Source organism: Arthrobacter sp. FW306-05-C (assembly GCF_021801725.1).
GTDB lineage: Bacteria > Actinomycetota > Actinomycetes > Actinomycetales > Micrococcaceae > Arthrobacter.
In genome coordinates this window covers 2,983,899-3,000,169 of sequence record NZ_CP084556.1, presented here as the reverse complement: position 1 = coordinate 3,000,169, position 16,271 = coordinate 2,983,899, and the positions used below count along the sequence as shown (strand labels likewise).

Here is a 16,271-nt window from a genome sequence, read left to right as displayed (position 1 = left end):
GCTAGTCGGGTAATGGCCCGTGGTTGCCCTGGATGTGTTCGAAGACCAGGGTGGTCTCGGTGTGCCCCACCACAGGATCGGTGGCGAGGTTGTCCAGGACCCAGTCCCGCAGGTCTTCGGTGCTTCCGACGGCGATGTGCAGCAGGTAGTCCACCGAACCTGAGGTGTGGAAGGTAGAGAGCACGGCCGGCAGGTGCGGCACGCGTGCGGTGAAGCGGTCGATTTGGTCCCGGTCGTGGGCGCGGAGCCGCACGGCCACCAGCGCCTGCACAGACCTGCCGATGGCCGACAGGTTCAGCTTCGCCTCATAGCCCTGCACGATGCCCCGTTCAGACAGCGCCCGGGTGCGCATCAGGGCCGTGGATGGAGCGATCCCCACCAGTTCGGCGAGCTGTTTGTTGGAAATCCTCGCGTCAGAGACGAGGGCTTCCAGGAGCCGTTCGTCGATGGCGTCGAGCGGTTCAAGATGTGGCCCGGGCCTGGGGTTCCTGGGATTCGTACTCACTGCGGTTCCTTCCACGCGATCTTTCGTTCATCCTAGACCGCAGAATCGTCGCCATCCGCTCAGCGCGGGCGTGCCCTGCCGAATATCCAAGGCCCTTTTAGAGCTGGGGAAGCCGCTTAATTCACGGACGGCGCGGCGGACCTTAGGAAGGGGCTGTTTCGGCCCGGGGATGGACGACGGCGACAGTTGCGGCAGTGACGCAGGCCAGCGCCATGACGGCTCCCGCCAGGGCGCCCCAGCCCCACGCCTGGAAGACGAGGCCGCCCGCCCATCCAAGGAGGCTGGAGCCCAGGTAGTAGGCCAGGTTGTACAGCGAGGCCGCCTGGGCCCGGCCGGTACTGGCGATGGCGCCGGTCCACCCGGACCCGATGCTGTGGGCGGCGAAGAAGCCCCCGGTGAACACCACCAGCCCGGACAGGATCAGCACCAGGGACGGGGTGAGGGTCAGGGCGAGGCCGGCCACTGCAAGCGCAAGTCCCGCGAGCAGGACGGTCCGACGGCCATACCTTGTGGTCAGGCCCGCAGCCCAGCGGGAGGAAACAGTGCCGGACAGGTAGGCCAGGAAGATCAGGCTGATCACGGTGGCCGGGAGCCCGAACGGCGCAGCGGACAGCCGGAAACCCAGATAGTTGTAGACGGCCACGAACCCGCCCATCATCAGGAAGGCCTGGGCGTAAATGGCCAGCAGCCGGACATTCCGAAGATGGGCGGCGAGCGTCTGAATGGCGTTCCGGAGGCCGGCGGCCTGGGCCGGAACGAATCCCCGGGCCCGGGGCACCAGGACAAGGAATACGACGGCGGCAACGGTCGCCAGCAGGGACACGGCCAAGGCCGCCGAGCGCCAGCCCCAGAGTTCACCAACCGGCCCCGCCACGAGCCGGCCGGACAGGCCGCCAAGGGTGGTGCCGGCAACATAGCTTCCTGCAGCCAATGCGGCATGGGCTTTGCTGACCTCTTCGTTGAGGTAGGCAATGGCGATGGCGGGAATGCCGCCCAGGGCCATCCCTTCCAGTAGCCGCAGCACAAGCAGCATGGTGAAGTTCGCGGACAACGGCACCAGCAGGCCCAGGACGGTGGCCGCCGTGATGCCCCACATCATGGCCTTCACCCGGCCAATGCGGTCTGCCAGGAAGGACCAGGGGATCACCGTGGCGGCCAGCCCCATGGTGGACAGGGAGATGGTGAGGGCGGCCTCGGCAGCAGTGATGTCCAAGTCGGCCGCCATGAGCGGCAGGACCGCCTGCGTGGCGTAAAGCTGCGCGAAAGTGGCCACACCGGCGCACGCCAGTCCGGCGAGGACGCGGCCGTAGTCACGCGATCCCTTGGGATGCCCACTCCAGACGGGTGAGGGGCCGGTGCCGGCTGGTGCCTTCTGTCGCATCCAGCCAGCGTAGTCCTCCCGAAATGGATGCTTCCAATGCATCTTTCCTGTCAAACTGATATCAATAGTGGGTCATTCGAGGCACAGGTAAGGCAGCAATGGAACCGGACCGGAAACAGTTGGCGCATTTGCTGCCGCTCCTGCCGGTACTGGCCGAGCTGGGCCGCACCGAGCATGTGACGGAGACAGCCGAGTTGCTTGGAGTACCCCAGTCAACGGTGAGCAGGGCACTGGCCCGGGCCAGCGCCGCCGTCGGCACCGAACTCCTGGTCCGGGACGGGCGCGGGGTCCGCCTGACTCCCGCTGCCCGCACGCTTCTGCCTTACATCGAGCACGCGCTGGCGGAGTTCCAGGCCGGGCTGGACCTGGTCCGGAACGAGTCCCAGGTGGTCAGGGGCACTGTGTCTGTGTCCTTCCAGCACACATTCGGCGAAGCCACCCTGCCCCTGCTGATCAGCGCCTTCCGTACCCGACACCCCGGAACCGCCTTCCGGCTTAGCCAGGGCGCCCGGAACAGCTGTTTGGAGGAGCTTGCTTCCGGCGAAGCCGACCTTGCCCTCACCGCGCCCGTGGCCCCACCCGGGAAGAACCTTGATTCGGCGCCGCTGTACCGTGAGCCGCTCCGGCTGGTGGTGCATCATGGCCACCCGCTGGCGCGGAAGCGGATGGCGGCCGTGGCCGATATCCGGGCCGAGCCGTTCGTTGCCCTGGGGCCCGGGTACGGGCTGCGGTCCCTCACCGATGCACTGTTCCGCGAGGCCGGGTACCGCCCGCGGATCGCCTTTGAAAGCCAGGATTCCCACACGGTCCGCGGACTGGTCGCGGCAGGCCTCGGCGTCAGCATCCTCCCGCCGGGCGGTGAGGCGCCGGGCCGCACACTGCGCCCCGAAACGGGCGACCTGGGGTGGGTGGAAGTGCCACTGGATTCCCCGCTCGCCTTCAGGGAGGTCGGCGTGAGCTGGCGGCGCCGGAAGCCCGAAAGCGAACCTGTTCCGGCCAGGCTCTTCCGCGAACTGGTGGTCTCCCAAGGTCCGGGCCTGTTGGCTGGGCTGGTCACCAGGGCGGGCCGCTGAGCAAGTAAGACGGCCGACGGCGGAGCGCGCCGGCCAGGGCCAGGCGCGGCCGGGTGCCGCACGGCACGCCCTCCCCGCAAGTACCCTTGTGACGTGACGAACACCCAGAACCCTTTCGCCCATCCCGTCGAGCCGGCCGCGGAAGCGCCAAGCGACCCGCAGCCGGGCAACCCGCTTCCTGTAAACCCGCTTCACGGCATCACGATCGGGCTGGACATCGGGGGCACCAAAACCCACGGGGTCCGCTTTGAGGACGGTCGGCCTGTCGCGGACGACTCGGCAGGCAGCTCCAACGTCCAGAACGTCACCCGTGGACAGGCGGCCCGCAACCTGGCGGAGCTGTTCGCCCGGATCGGCGGAGGACGTGTGGACCGGGTGTATGCGGGCTCGGGCGGAATCGATACCGACGAGGACGCTGCAGCCCTGGCTGCCCTGATCCAGCCGCTGGCCCCGCAAGCACGCGTCACCGTTGTCCACGACTCGCGTTTGCTGCTGGCGGCAGGCCGTGCCGGCACCGGGGTGGCCGTCATCGCAGGGACGGGCTCAGCGGCCTGGGGACGCAATGCCGACGGCGGCGAGGCCCGGGCCGGCGGCTGGGGTTACCTGCTGGGGGATGAAGGCAGCGGCTATTGGCTGGGCCGCGAAGCGGTGCGGCACAGCCTCCGCAGGATGAACCAGGGCCTGCCCATCGACCAGCTCACCGCAGCCCTTCTGCGGTCCTGCGGGCTGGACCACCCCAACAAGCTGATTGCGCTGTTCCACTCCCCGGACACCGGGCGCCGCTTCTGGGCGCAGCAGGCCCGGCACGTGGTGGAGGCGGCAGCTGCCGGGCACCAGGACAGTGCAGCCCTGCTGGCCCGGGCCGGGCAGGACCTTGCTGCCCTGGCGGAACAGGTGCTGGGCCAGCTGAAAATCGACGGGCCGGTGATCCTGGGGGGCGGGCTGGGGATGAATGTTGCTCCCCTGCAGGAGTCATTCCGCCGGAACCTTGCCGCAGCCGGAATCATGGATGTGCGGGTCCTGGACCAGGAACCGGTGTTTGGTGTCCTGCAGCTCCTGGCAGAGCCCGCCTGACCCTTTAGGCAGGACTCCTAGCTGACGGACCGTTTGCGGGGTGTCAGCCGAACGCCGGGAAGCGGGGGAGCCGGGATGCGTCCTGCCTCCGCCCCGGCGTCCGGACCGTGCCCGGGCACCAGGCCGTAGCGGGCGGCGGCCGTTTCGGTGTCCGGCAGCCCCGCCTGCGCTTCCCAGTCATCCCGGGCCTGTTCCACTTCGTCGTGGGTGCGGCCCACAAAGTTCCACCACATCAGCAGTTCCTCACCGAACGGCTCACCGCCGATCAACAGGAAGCGCGTGCCAGGACGCGCCTGCATCCGCAGCTCGCTGCGGCCGGTGCCCAGGTAGCCCAGCGGCCCCGCCGGCAGTTCCTGCCCGTCCACCGCCAGGCCGCCGTCGAGCACCAGGATGCCGTGCTCGAACGCGGGCTCCAGCGGGAGCACCGCCTCCCCTTCACAGGAAACGTCAGCGCCGACGATTGGCGAGTACATCGTTGCCGGGGACGCCACTCCGGCAAGCTTTCCCACCATCACGGTGGCGGTAAAACCCTGGCCGGCGGCGCGCGGCAGCTCGCGGTGCTGTTCGAACGCCGGTTCCCTGTGCCGGTCCCCGTCGGGAAGGGCAACCCACAGCTGAAGTCCCCGCTGCAGCGGCAACTCCTGGCCGCCGTCGGAAGGAAGCACCGCGAACTCCGAGTGCGACACGCCCTGCCCCGCAGTCATGATGTTCAGCTCGCCCGGACGCACCACCACATCGCTGCCCACACTGTCCCGGTGCCGGATGTGCCCCGCCAGGGGCCAGGTCACCGTCTGGAGCCCAATGTGGGGGTGCGGGAGGACAGACATGGCGGTCCGGTCGGGGCCAAAGCTGTCCAGGAAGCACCAGGCACCGATCGTCGGCAGTCCGCGCTGGGGCAGCGTGCGTTTGACGTTCATGGCGCGGACTCCGCCCAGCGGCACTTCGCGCTCCGGCCACAGCTGCAGGCACGGGCCCGGGGTGCCTTCGGCAGCGGCAGGCGGGCACAGCTCTTCCTGGGGTGAAATTTCCAAGTTGGTCACGCCTTTACTCTAGGCGCGCTGATGCCACCTCAACAGGAGTGGTGCGCGTCCCATCCCGGACACCCATCCGTGCAGGACAGGGTACCGAATGGTCACAGTAGGGATTCCTTTGCGGGGATTGGGGCTTTAGCTGCTGAAGGCCGCCCCCGTTTGGGTTACCGTAACTATCAGCGTGCTGATGGCAGTGTCGCGGTGCTGAAAGCAGCCCGTCCAAGAGAACAGGTAAGTCCGCACCATGGACCAGGCGATGATTGAGTTCCAGAGCGTTACCAAGCAGTACCCGGGCGGCCAGCCCGCCGTGGACGGGTTGTCCATGTCCATCGCCAGGGGCACGGTCACAGTCTTCGTGGGCCCTTCCGGCTGCGGCAAAACAACGTCCCTCCGGATGATCAACCGTATGGTGGAGCCCACATCCGGGACCATCACCGTGGATGGCCGGGACGTCACCTCCGTGCCGGCGGCCGAACTGCGCCGCTCCATGGGCTACGTCATGCAGTCGGCAGGGCTGCTGCCGCACCGCTCGGTGCTGGACAACATCGCTACCGTTCCCAGGCTGAATGGGGTTTCGAAAGCTGACGCCCGCAGGCGCGCCGAGGAGCTCCTGGACGTGGTGGGCCTGGCGCACTCCCTGGGCACGCGGTATCCGTCGCAGCTGTCCGGCGGCCAGCAGCAGCGCGTAGGCGTAGCGCGCGCCCTCGCTGCAGATCCGCCCATCCTCCTCATGGACGAGCCGTTCAGCGCAGTGGACCCGGTTGTCCGGGACGAACTCCAGCACGAGTTGCTGCGTCTGCAAAAGGACCTGGCCAAGACCATCGTGTTCGTCACCCACGACATCGACGAAGCCACCATCCTGGGCGACAAGGTTGCCGTCTTTGCCACCGGCGGCAAGCTGGCCCAGTACGCCACCCCTGAGGAAATCCTCCGGGCGCCGGCCAACAACTTCGTGGCGTCCTTCGTCGGCCGGGACCGCGGCTTCCGGCACCTGGGTTTCAGCCCGTCCGACGGCGTGGTGATCCACCCGGTGCCTACGATTATCCGCGCTGCAGGGGGATATGAGTCCGATTCCAGCGCAGCCGGCGGATGGCAGCTGGTGGTGGACCCGGACATGCAGCCTTTGGGATGGTCCGCGCCGGGCACTGAAACCGAACTCGTTCCCGGCGGTTCGCTGTTCCGTCCAGGGGAAAGCCTCCGGCGGGCCCTGGACGCAGCCCTGTCCTCGCCGTCGGGCCTGGGCGTTGCCGTCGACGCCGACGGCAAGGTACTCGGTGTGGTCCGCGGCGGTGAGGTGCTGGCGCTCATCGAAGAAGCGCGCCAGGTGCGGCAGGCTGCCCTCTGATGGAATGGTTCCTTGCCAACACCGGCATGATCCTGGAACGCGGCGGCCAGCACCTTGTGCTGGCCATCGTTCCCATGGTCCTGGGCCTGCTGATTTCCATTCCGCTGGCGCAGTTGGCACGGCGGAACAGCGCACTGCGCTCCGTGGTGCTCACGGCCTCCTCGCTCCTGTACACCATTCCGTCGCTGGCTCTGTTCATCATCCTGCCGACCATCCTGGGCACCCGGATCCTGGATCCCCTCAACGTGGTGGTGGCGCTGACCATCTATGCGGTGGCCTTGCTGGTCCGCGCCGCCCTGGACGCCTTCGACTCCGTTGACGCGGACATCAGCCAGGCCGCGCAGGCAATGGGCTTCAAGCCGCTGGCCCGTTTCCTTCAGGTCGACCTGCCGCTCTCCCTGCCGGTCCTGTTCGCCGGACTTCGCGTAGTGTCCGTCAGCAACATCTCGCTGGTCAGTGTTGCGGCACTCCTGGGTGTCGGCAACCTGGGGATGCTCTTTACCGACGGCCTCCAGCGGGATTTTGTCACCGAGGTGGTGGTGGGCATCATCGCCATCCTGGTCCTTGCGCTGCTGATGGATGCTGTCCTGGTCCTGCTGGAACGCATCCTCACCCCGTGGGAGCGGGCCGGCGGCCGGCGGGACCGCGGTGTTGGGCGTGCCCCTGCGGACGCGCCGGTGGCTGCGGAGCGGTCTGCGTCAACGGCGGGAGGAGCAGCATGAGCAACGTCTTTGCCGATACGTTCGCCTGGCTCACCGACCCGGAGCACTGGTCCGGAAGCATGGGCATCCCTGCCCGAATGGGGGAGCACCTCCAGTACACCGGCCTGGTCATGCTCATCGCCACCGCCATCGCCGTTCCCGTCGGGCTTTTCGTCGGCCACACCGGAAAGGGCCGGGTGGCCGTCGTGGCGCTGGCTGGGGCCCTCCGTGCACTTCCCACCCTTGGCCTGCTGATCCTGTTCGTGCTGCTGGCCGGAATCGGACTGATGCCCCCGGTGTGGGCCCTGGTGATCCTCACCGTCCCGCCGCTGCTGGCCGGAACCTATGCCGGAATATCCAGTGTGGACCGGAACGTGGTGGACGCCGCCCGTGCCATGGGCATGACGGAACCGCAGGTCCTGTTCCGGGCCGAGCTGCCTAATGCGCTCCCCGTCATGTTCGGCGGATTCCGGACCGGCGTGCTGCAGGTGATCGCCACTGTCTCCGTGGTTGCCTACATCAACCTCGGCGGCCTGGGCCGCTATCTCTTTGACGGCCTGGTCCTCAGCGACTTCCCCCAGATGCTGGGAGGCTCCCTCCTCATCGCGGTGCTGGCCATCGCCGTCGACCTCGTCCTGTCCCTGTTCCAGAGGCTGTTCCTGACCCAGGGGCCCTCGAAGCTGTCCTATCGCAGCCAGGAGGCTGCGGTTGATCTCACAGACCCCGTTGTTGCGGAGACTGTTGTACAAGGAGGTAAGTCATGAAAGATAGCCGTCCCCAGCGCCTCGGAAGGCGGGCATTCGGTGGCCTCGCCGCCGGGGTTGGCCTGGCCGTGGTGCTGTCCGCCTGCGGCGGTTCATCCGATCCCCTGAAAAACCCGCCGGCATCGAGCAGCGGGGCCTCCGGCCAAGCCACCTCCCTGGTGGTGGGTTCGGCCGACTTCCCCGAGAGCCAGATCATCGCCGAACTCTACGCAGGCGCGCTGAACGCCAACGGGATCACCGCCACCACCAAGCCGAACATCGGCTCCCGCGAGGTCTACTTCAAGGCAGTCCAGGACGGCTCCGTGGACGTGGTGCCGGACTACAGTGGCAACCTGCTGCTGTACGTGGACAAGGAAGCCAAGGAAGTCTCCGCCGGCGACATCGCCAAGGCACTGCCCGGCAAGCTGCCGGAGGGGCTCGGCGTGCTGGACGCATCCAAGGCTGAAGACAAGGACGCCATGGTGGTCACCAAGGCCACCGCGGAAAAGTACCAGCTGAAGTCCATCGAGGACCTGGCCAAGGTCTGCAGCGAGATCGTGGTGGGGGCACCCGCCACGTTCGCCGAGCGCGCCTACGGCCTGCCGGGTCTGAAGAAGAACTACAACTGCGTCCCCAAGAAGCTGGAGCCCTTCAGCGACGGCGGCGGCCCGGTGACGCTGAAGGCGCTGCTGGAGGACCAGGTGCAGGTGGCTGACATCTACACCACCACGCCCTCCATTGCCGACAACGACCTGGTGGTGCTGGATGATCCCAAGAACAACTTCATCGCCCAGCAGGTCCTGCCGCTGTACAACAAGGCGAAGATGACGGACAAGGCAAAGCAGGCTCTGAACTCGGTGTCCAGCACGCTCACCACCGATGACCTGATCAACCTCAACCGTGCGGTCAGCGGCAGCCAAAAGCAGGACGCCAAGACGGCGGCCACCAACTGGCTCAAGGAGAAGGGCATCGTCAAGTAGGCATCACGCCCCTCCGGCGAGGGGAGCTTCGGTAATGACGACGGCGGCTGCCGGACCTTTGAAAGGTCCGGCAGCCGCCGTCGGCCATGTGGTGGATGTCTCAACGGGGATGCATCCTTCCTGTGGCATATTTGAGGAATGGCAGAATTCAGGCAGTCCACGAAGCTTCACAACGTTCTCTATGACATCCGTGGACCGATTCTGCAGGCCGCCCAGCAGATGGAGGCGGAGGGCCACCGGATCCTCAAACTGAACATCGGCAACCCGGCCCCGTTCGGCTTCGAGGCACCGGACGCCATCCTGGTGGACATGATCCGCCACCTGCCGCACGCCCAGGGCTACAGCGACTCGCGCGGCATCTTTTCCGCCCGCACTGCGGTGTCGCAGTACTACCAGACCCGCGGCATCCAGAACATCCACGTCGATGACATCTACCTGGGCAACGGTGTCAGCGAGCTCATCACCATGTCCCTGATGGCGCTGCTGGATTCAGGCGACGAAGTCCTCATCCCGACGCCGGACTACCCGCTGTGGACGGCCTCCGTGGCGCTCGCCGGCGGTAAGCCCGTCCACTACCTTTGCGACGAGGAATCCGGGTGGCAGCCTGACCTTGAGGACATGGAAGCCAAGATCACGCCCCGCACCAAGGGAATCGTGGTCATCAACCCGAATAACCCGACGGGCGCGGTCTACCCGGAAGAGACGCTGAAGCGCATTGTTGCCCTGGCTGAAAAGCACGGCCTGGTGGTCTTCGCCGACGAGATCTACGAAAAAATCCTGTATGAGGACGCCGTCCACGTTAACCTCGCCAAGCTCACCGACGACCACGTCCTGTGCCTGACGTTCAGCGGGCTGTCCAAGGCCTACAGGGTATGCGGCTACCGGGCCGGCTGGATGGCCATATCCGGCCCCAAGAAGGAGGCTGCCGACTACCTCGAAGGCATCAACCTCCTGGCCAACATGCGGCTGTGCGCCAACGTCCCGGCCCAGCACGCCATCCAGACCGCACTGGGCGGCTATCAAAGCATCAACGACCTCATCCTCCCCGGCGGCCGCCTGCTGGAACAGCGGAACAAGGCCTATGACATGCTCAACGCCATTCCCGGCGTCAGCACCCAGCAGGCCAGGGGCGCGCTCTACCTCTTCCCGCGCCTGGACCCCGACGTCTACCACATTCGCGATGATGAGAAATTCGTCCTCGACCTGCTGAGGGAACAAAAGATCCTCGTCTCCCACGGGCGCGCCTTCAACTGGGTCCGCCCCGACCATTTCCGGATGGTGACGTTGCCGAACGTGAAGGACATCGAGGAGGCCATTGGCCGTATGGGGGACTTCCTAAGCAGGTACCAGGGGAACTAGCCTGTGCTCACGGGCCCCTGCCCGTGCAACCCTTGGCGAAAGGATTCCCATGGCCCGCGTCGTTGGCTTCGACCAGCATCCTGCCCAAACCCTTCGCGCGGGGGAGGGTTTCTCCCTTGCCGCCGTGGATCCCAACTCAACGCCCGGCTACAGCGGAACCAAGGATGACGGCAAGCTGCTCCTCGCGGAGATGGACGACGAACTTTCCGAACTCCAGGAAAAGCTCTTTGCGGAGTCCCGCTTCGGCGGAACCAAACGGGTCCTGCTGATCCTGCAGGCCATGGACACCGCGGGCAAGGGCGGGATCGTCAGCCACGTCATGGCATCGATGAACCCGCAGGGCGTCCACTTCAAGGCATTCAAAGCCCCCACCGACGAGGAAAAGTCCTACGACTTCCTATGGCGCATCGAGAAGGAAGTGCCGGCCGCCGGGATGGTGGGTGTGTTTGACCGTTCCCATTACGAGGACGTCCTCATCCACAGGGTCCACGGCTGGGCCAGTCCGGATGAAATCAAGCGGCGGTACGTTGCCATCAATGAATTCGAGGCGAGGCTGACGGATTCCGGTACCAAGGTGGTCAAGGTGATGCTGCACATCAGTGGGGACGAACAGAGGGAACGCCTGCTGGCACGGCTGGACAACCCTGCCAAGCACTGGAAGTACAGCCACGGCGACCTGGACGAGCGCGCTTTTTGGGACGATTACATGAGTGCCTACCAGGCTGCGATCGACGAAACGAGCACGCCGGTCGCGCCCTGGCACGTCGTCCCGGCCAACAAGAAATGGTATGCCCGGATCGCGGTCCAGCAACTGCTGCTCGGCGCCCTCTCCGGGATGAACCTCAAATGGCCAAAGGCTGAATTCGACGTCGCCACAGAGCGGGAACTGGTGGCCCGTTCCTGAGGATCGCTCCCGTGAATCGACTGTGTAATCTTTCCACTGGCCTGCTGCTGCCGGTCCGTTGACTGGGCTGCGTTGACCGGCTGGCGACAGTGGATGGGCTGCCTATAGCGGCTGGTCGCGGGCTGCCGCCAGGCGCTTCCGGGCGCCTTCCAGCCACTCCTCGCATCGCGCCGCCAGCGCCTCGCCGCGCTCCCACAGCGCCAGGGATTCCTCGAGGCTGGCGCCTCCCGCCTCCAGCTTGCCCACTACAGCGATGAGCTGCTCCCGCGCTTCCTCATAGCTCAGTGCTGCGACATCCGACCCTGGTTTTTGTTCAGTCATGCTTTTTCTTCCAATTCCTGGTGGTGGTCTGGTTTCTGGTGGTGGTCTTGGTTTCCTGCCTGGAATCCGCCGGTGGACTGAACGGGTCCGGTGGACGTCGCGCCGAAACGTCCCTCCGCCACGCGGATGGACAAGGCTGCACCCGCAGGCGCCTCGGCAGGGCGGCGGACCACTGCGTGCCCGGCTTGGGCGATCCGTGCGGCCTGGTCTCCTGCCAGTTCGACGACGGCGTACCCCCTGTCCAGCGTCTTCTGCGGGGACAACGCGCGTACCTGGGCTTTGAGGTGCTCAAGCTGGTCTGCTGCCCGCACCACGGTGGAACTTACTGAAGCGGAGGAACGGCGCAGGAGCCGTTCAATTTCCTCGGCCCGGAGCGAGACCATGCCCTCGGGCGCCGCCATGACCGGCCGGGAATGCAGTGCCGCCAATCGGTCAGATTCCCGGTCCACCAGCCGCTCCATGCAGCGGCGCAACTGTTCACGCGCCTGGCGCACTCCGGCAAGCTCTTCTGAGACTTCCGGCACGATCCGCTTGGCGGCATCGGTGGGGGTTGAGGCGCGCAGGTCCGCGACGTAGTCCAGGAGCGGGCGGTCTGCCTCGTGGCCGATGGCGCTCACCACGGGAGTGGCGGCCGCAGCCACCGCCCGGATCAGGTCCTCGCTGTTGAAAGGCAAGAGGTCTTCCAGCGCACCGCCGCCACGGGCGATGACGATGACGTCCACCTCCGGCCGGGCATCCAGTTCCCGCAGGGCACGGACCACCTGGGCCACAGCTGTGTTTCCTTGGACGGCCACCTCGCGGATCTCAAATTCCACCGCCGGCCACCGCAGGGCTGCATTGCGCAGGATGTCCTTCTTTGCATCGGAGTCGCGGCCAGTGATGAGGCCGATCCGGTGCGGCAGAAGGGGCAGGGGCTTCTTCCGGGAATCTGCGAACAAGCCTTCCGCCGCCAGGGCCTTGCGCAACCGCTCGATCCTGGCCAGCAGGTCACCCAGTCCCACGGGCCTGATGTCCCGCACCAGCATGTTGAGCCTGCCCGTTTTCAGCCAGAATTCCGGCTTCAGCAGTGCCACCACCCGCGACCCGCGCTCCAGTGGAAGGTTCTGGCGTTCCAGCACCTTGGTCCATACGGAGGCAGGCAGTGAGACCTCGGCGTCCACGTCGCGAAGGGTCAGGTAGGCGTTACTTCCGCGCCGGTTCAGCTCGATGACCTGGCCTTCCACCCATGCGGACGGAGTGCGGTCAATGTGGGCCTTCAGCTTCTGCGACAGCAGCTGCAAGGGCCACGGGTTATCCGGGCTGGTTTCAGCTGCGGTAGCCGGCAGCGTCGTGGGGGCGGTACCCGGAAGGGATGCCTGCTCAGACATGCGGATGCCATTGGGAAGCTGGTGCTGGGGGCATGCGGTCCTTCATCTCTTGGGGGCGTTCAATCAACCTTATCCATATGGTCTAGCAGCGGGGGCTGACAGGGACAGTCCTCCGTCCTGCCTAGGATGGGTAAAGGCCCCCAACCCCGAAGGACCTGTTGTGCGCACCTTTGTCTCTGCCATTGCCACCGTGCTGGGCATCCTCCTGGCCGCTGTCGCCGTTCCCGCTATATGGGTGGATCGGAACATCGTCCAGGAAGATGGGTTCGTCCGCCTCGCGGCTCCGCTGGGCAAGGACTCGGACTTCCAGCGAAAGCTTGCTGCGGCGGCGGTGGGAACAATTGACACCGGAGCAGTTCCGGGCTTTCTTTCGGGGCTGGTCGAACCGATGCTTGAGAAGGCGGCGGAGTCGTTGACCGGGCTTCCCGGTTACCCGGCGGCCTGGGAGGAAACGCTGCGCCGAAGCCACCGCCTGAGTTTTGCGGAGCCTTCGGTGGATCCCCAGGATGGCGCCTCGCCGTCGTCGCTGACTCTGGACGTGGCCCCTTTGGTAGCCCTCGGCTCGGAGGAAATCTCCCGGACCACGCGGCTTCCACTCAACCCACCGGAGCAAACCCTGATCAACGTCGGCCAGCCTGCGCAAAGGGAGTGGACGGAACGGCTGGCCACCTATGCGCCGATGGGCTACATCCTGGCCATGGGTTCGGCCGTAGCCTTTCTGCTGGCGCTGGTGGCTGCACGGCGCCGCTGGACCGTTCTGTTGGCAGCCGGCCTTGGGGGATTGGCGCTCGCCGCTCTGTGGGGAGCTGGCTCGCAGCTGGGCTCGGCCCGTGCCCGGTCGACGGACACCGGCAATGCCGTGGCCAACATGTTCCGTGACGAGTTCCTGGCCGCCGCGGGCGCGGACTTCCAAGGATGGATCACCACCGCCGCAATCACGGGTGGCGTCCTGGTGGTCTTGGGCATTGTGACCTTGTTCGCATCCCGGAAACGGGCGCGGACCAGCCGGTAACATGGAGGGATGACCACCACGGCCGTACCCCTTTCGATGCCAACCATTCCACGCAGGCGCCGTTCGCCTGAGGAAGTAGCAGCCGCAGCTCCCGTCAACGGCACCAAGAAGGTGCTGCTGGCTGCCCCGCGCGGCTACTGCGCCGGCGTTGACCGGGCCGTCATCGCGGTCGAGAAGGCGTTGGAGCACTACGGCGCGCCCGTGTATGTCCGCAAGCAGATTGTCCACAACGTCCACGTGGTCAGCTCCCTGGAGGAAAAGGGTGCCATCTTTGTGGACGAGACCGACGAAGTCCCAGAAGGCGCGCTGGTTATCTTCTCCGCCCATGGCGTGTCCCCGGCAGTGGTCCAGTCCGCGGAAGACCGCGGCCTGCGCACCATCGATGCCACCTGCCCGCTGGTCACCAAGGTGCACAGGGAAGCCGTCCGCTTCGCCAAGGACGATTTCGACATCCTCCTGATCGGCCACGACGGCCACGAGGAAGTGGAAGGCACGGCCGGTGAAGCGCCGGAGCACATCCAGATCATCAACGGCCCCCACGAAGTCGACAAGGTGACCGTCCGCGACCCCGAAAAGGTCATCTGGCTTTCCCAGACCACGCTGAGTGTCGACGAGACCATGGAAACCGTCCGGCTGCTCAAGGAACGGTTCCCCACCCTGCAGGATCCGCCCAGCGATGACATCTGCTACGCCACCACCAACCGACAGGTGGCCATCAAGAAGATCGCGCCCAAGGCGGACCTGGTGATCGTGGTGGGCTCAGCCAACTCGTCCAACTCCGTCCGGTTGGTGGAGGTGGCGCTCGAATACGGTGCCAAGGCCTCGTACCGGGTGGACTTCGCCAACGAGGTGGACGAAGCGTGGTTTGAAGGCGTCGCCAGCGTGGGTGTCACGTCGGGGGCCTCTGTTCCCGAGGTGCTGGTGCAGGACGTGCTGAGGCTCCTGGCCGACTACGGTTACGGCACTGTGGAGGAAGTGGTCACGGCTGAAGAAGACCTGCTGTTCTCGCTGCCCAAGGAACTCCGCGCAACCCTGAAACAGTCCGGTGACGTCAGCCGTGCCCTGGGCGGCCGCCGGGCCCGCAACTGAAACACAAGCACGGCATATAGCCGGCGCGCGTAGAACGGACGGGGCCGGGCAGTCAGCGACTGCCCGGCCCCTCCTGCCTTCACCGGCACTTCAGGCGGCTTCGTCATCACCTTGAAGTTCGGGCGCCACCAGCGCGCGCGGGGTTACCTCCACCAGCGGAGGCGCGGCAAGGCCTGACTCCTCCAGGCTGTTGAGCTTCCGCGCGGTGGGCAGAATCCGCGCTTCTAGGGTGCCGACCATCGCGTTGTAGCGGTCCACGGAGGTCTTCAGTGAGGAACCCAGCTTGCTGACGTTCTCACCCAGCGTGCCCATCCGGTCGTACAGCTGCCGCGCGAGCTCGAACAGTTCGCGTGCACTGTCCGTCAGGACGTCCTGACGCCAGGTGAAAGCCACGGACTTCAGCACGGCCAGCAGGGTGCTTGGGGATGCGAGGACAACATTGCGGGACAGCGCGTGGTCCAGGAGCCCGGCGTCAGCTGTCAGGGCGGCGGCCAGGATGGACTCGGCCGGGATGAAGCAAACCACCAGTTCCGGCGAATTCCCCGGGATGTCCCAGTATTTCTTGGTGCCCAGCGCATCGACATGGGCCCTCAAGGCCTTGGCGTGCGCGGCGAGCAGGGCCTGTTGGTTCCTGCCATCGCTCGCCGAGGGTCCGGCCAGCCGGCCCGTGCCTGGATCCACGGCGCCCAGTTCCTGTGCCTCGAGGTAGGACGAGAGCGGGACCTTGGCATCCACCACCAGCTGCTTTTCACCGGGCAGCTGCACCACCAGGTCCGGGCGGACAGCTGAGTCGTGGCCGGCGCTGTGGACCTGTTCCACGAAGTCCACGTGGCGGAGCATGCCTGCGGCCTCTACCACGCGCCTAAGCTGCACCTCGCCCCACTGGCCCCTGGCGCTGTTGGAGCGCAATGCCGACTCCAGGGCATGCGTGGACCGGATGAGCTGTTCATCCGACAGCCTGGCCTCCTGCAGCTGCTGGGCCAGCTGGCCGTATTGCTCAACCCGGTCCCGCTCCAGCAGTGCCACCTGCTGCTGGACGGCAGAGAGCTTCTCGGCCACCGGCGCCAGGGCGCGCAGCACGCTGCCGTCCTGCGTCCTTGCCTCGCCCAGCTCACGGTTCTGTGCAGCCAGAAGCCGCCGCTCGGCGTCGGCCGCTGCAAGCTGGGCCGTGACCTCTGAAAGGCGGGACGATACCTGGTCAAAGTCTGCCTCCAGCCCATGCGAGTTCCGGCGCAGGGAAAAGTAGGTGGCAGCGGCGCCGGCAAGGGCGCCCAGCAACAGCATGAGAAGGGCCAGAATCAAGGCAAAAGCATCCATGGCTTCACTGTTGCACGGGGCTCTGACATTCACCGGCAGTGACATTCCCCGGTACTGTCCCCGGCGGCC

General features: G+C 66.3%; 16 protein-coding genes. 10 read left to right on the top strand and 6 right to left on the bottom strand.

Annotated features, from left to right (window positions below; genetic code table 11):
• Window position 1: 1 nt before the first annotated feature.
• Together LFT44_RS13860 and LFT44_RS13855 are read right to left on the bottom strand one after the other, a co-directional pair.
• Window positions 2-505 carry an Lrp/AsnC family transcriptional regulator gene (locus LFT44_RS13860; protein ID WP_236799022.1) on the bottom strand — a complete coding sequence of 168 codons (504 nt, stop codon included), beginning with the start codon at window positions 503-505 and terminating at the stop codon, window positions 2-4.
• 142 nt (window positions 506-647) lie between these two features.
• The gene (locus tag LFT44_RS13855) at window positions 648-1,886 is read right to left on the bottom strand and encodes an MFS transporter (protein WP_236799021.1); all 1,239 of its coding nucleotides are present in this window, start codon (window positions 1,884-1,886) and stop codon (window positions 648-650) included.
• A gap of 98 nt (window positions 1,887-1,984) precedes the next feature.
• Between LFT44_RS13855 and LFT44_RS13850 the strand changes: the two genes are divergently transcribed.
• Window positions 1,985-2,959: a LysR family transcriptional regulator gene (locus tag LFT44_RS13850; protein ID WP_236799020.1), complete on the top strand. Its 975-nt coding sequence runs from the start codon at window positions 1,985-1,987 to the stop codon at window positions 2,957-2,959.
• Between the two features lie 93 nt (window positions 2,960-3,052).
• Window positions 3,053-4,033 (top strand): N-acetylglucosamine kinase, encoded by a 981-nt coding sequence (locus tag LFT44_RS13845; RefSeq protein ID WP_442863750.1) that lies wholly within the window; start codon window positions 3,053-3,055, stop codon window positions 4,031-4,033.
• Between the two features lie 17 nt (window positions 4,034-4,050).
• Here LFT44_RS13845 and LFT44_RS13840 read toward each other — a convergent pair whose 3' ends face one another.
• The gene (locus LFT44_RS13840) at window positions 4,051-5,073 is read right to left on the bottom strand and encodes a pirin family protein (RefSeq protein ID WP_236799019.1); all 1,023 of its coding nucleotides are present in this window, start codon (window positions 5,071-5,073) and stop codon (window positions 4,051-4,053) included.
• A 235-nt stretch (window positions 5,074-5,308) separates the two neighbouring features.
• On the opposite strand from LFT44_RS13840, the gene LFT44_RS13835 reads away from it, so the two are divergent.
• From LFT44_RS13835 to LFT44_RS13810, 6 genes are all read left to right on the top strand, one after another.
• Window positions 5,309-6,409 carry an ABC transporter ATP-binding protein gene (locus tag LFT44_RS13835; protein WP_272910801.1) on the top strand — a complete coding sequence of 367 codons (1,101 nt, stop codon included), beginning with the start codon at window positions 5,309-5,311 and terminating at the stop codon, window positions 6,407-6,409.
• On the top strand, window positions 6,409-7,131 hold the full coding sequence (locus LFT44_RS13830; protein ID WP_236799017.1) for an ABC transporter permease: 723 nt from the start codon (window positions 6,409-6,411) through the stop codon (window positions 7,129-7,131). Before LFT44_RS13835 ends, LFT44_RS13830 begins: the two co-directional genes overlap by 1 nt.
• On the top strand, window positions 7,128-7,874 hold the full coding sequence (locus tag LFT44_RS13825) for an ABC transporter permease (RefSeq protein ID WP_236799016.1): 747 nt from the start codon (window positions 7,128-7,130) through the stop codon (window positions 7,872-7,874). The genes LFT44_RS13830 and LFT44_RS13825 overlap by 4 nt, the downstream gene beginning before the upstream one ends.
• Window positions 7,871-8,833, top strand: a complete 963-nt coding sequence (locus LFT44_RS13820; protein ID WP_236799015.1) for an ABC transporter substrate-binding protein — start codon at window positions 7,871-7,873, stop codon at window positions 8,831-8,833. The genes LFT44_RS13825 and LFT44_RS13820 overlap by 4 nt, the downstream gene beginning before the upstream one ends.
• Before the next feature lie 138 nt (window positions 8,834-8,971).
• Entirely contained in the window at window positions 8,972-10,192 is a 1,221-nt protein-coding gene (locus LFT44_RS13815) for a pyridoxal phosphate-dependent aminotransferase (RefSeq protein WP_236799014.1), read from the top strand.
• Between the two features lie 49 nt (window positions 10,193-10,241).
• Window positions 10,242-11,096, top strand: a complete 855-nt coding sequence (locus LFT44_RS13810) for a polyphosphate kinase 2 family protein (RefSeq protein WP_236799013.1) — start codon at window positions 10,242-10,244, stop codon at window positions 11,094-11,096.
• Window positions 11,097-11,198: 102 nt separating this feature from the next.
• Here LFT44_RS13810 and LFT44_RS13805 read toward each other — a convergent pair whose 3' ends face one another.
• Window positions 11,199-11,417: an exodeoxyribonuclease VII small subunit gene (locus tag LFT44_RS13805; protein ID WP_236799012.1), complete on the bottom strand. Its 219-nt coding sequence runs from the start codon at window positions 11,415-11,417 to the stop codon at window positions 11,199-11,201.
• Window positions 11,414-12,784, bottom strand: coding sequence for an exodeoxyribonuclease VII large subunit (gene xseA / locus LFT44_RS13800; protein ID WP_236799011.1), 1,371 nt, complete (start codon window positions 12,782-12,784; stop codon window positions 11,414-11,416). Before xseA ends, LFT44_RS13805 begins: the two co-directional genes overlap by 4 nt.
• Window positions 12,785-12,944: 160 nt before the next feature.
• On the opposite strand from xseA, the gene LFT44_RS13795 reads away from it, so the two are divergent.
• Together LFT44_RS13795 and LFT44_RS13790 are read left to right on the top strand one after the other, a co-directional pair.
• On the top strand, window positions 12,945-13,796 hold the full coding sequence (locus LFT44_RS13795; RefSeq protein ID WP_236799010.1) for a hypothetical protein: 852 nt from the start codon (window positions 12,945-12,947) through the stop codon (window positions 13,794-13,796).
• A 9-nt stretch (window positions 13,797-13,805) separates the two neighbouring features.
• Window positions 13,806-14,885 carry a 4-hydroxy-3-methylbut-2-enyl diphosphate reductase gene (locus tag LFT44_RS13790; protein WP_236799009.1) on the top strand — a complete coding sequence of 360 codons (1,080 nt, stop codon included), beginning with the start codon at window positions 13,806-13,808 and terminating at the stop codon, window positions 14,883-14,885.
• Window positions 14,886-14,975: 90 nt separating this feature from the next.
• Here the strand turns inward: LFT44_RS13790 and LFT44_RS13785 are convergent, their stop codons facing one another.
• Complete coding sequence (locus LFT44_RS13785) at window positions 14,976-16,202, bottom strand: DNA recombination protein RmuC (RefSeq protein ID WP_236799008.1); 1,227 nt, start codon at window positions 16,200-16,202, stop codon at window positions 14,976-14,978.
• Window positions 16,203-16,271: the final 69 nt, after the last annotated feature.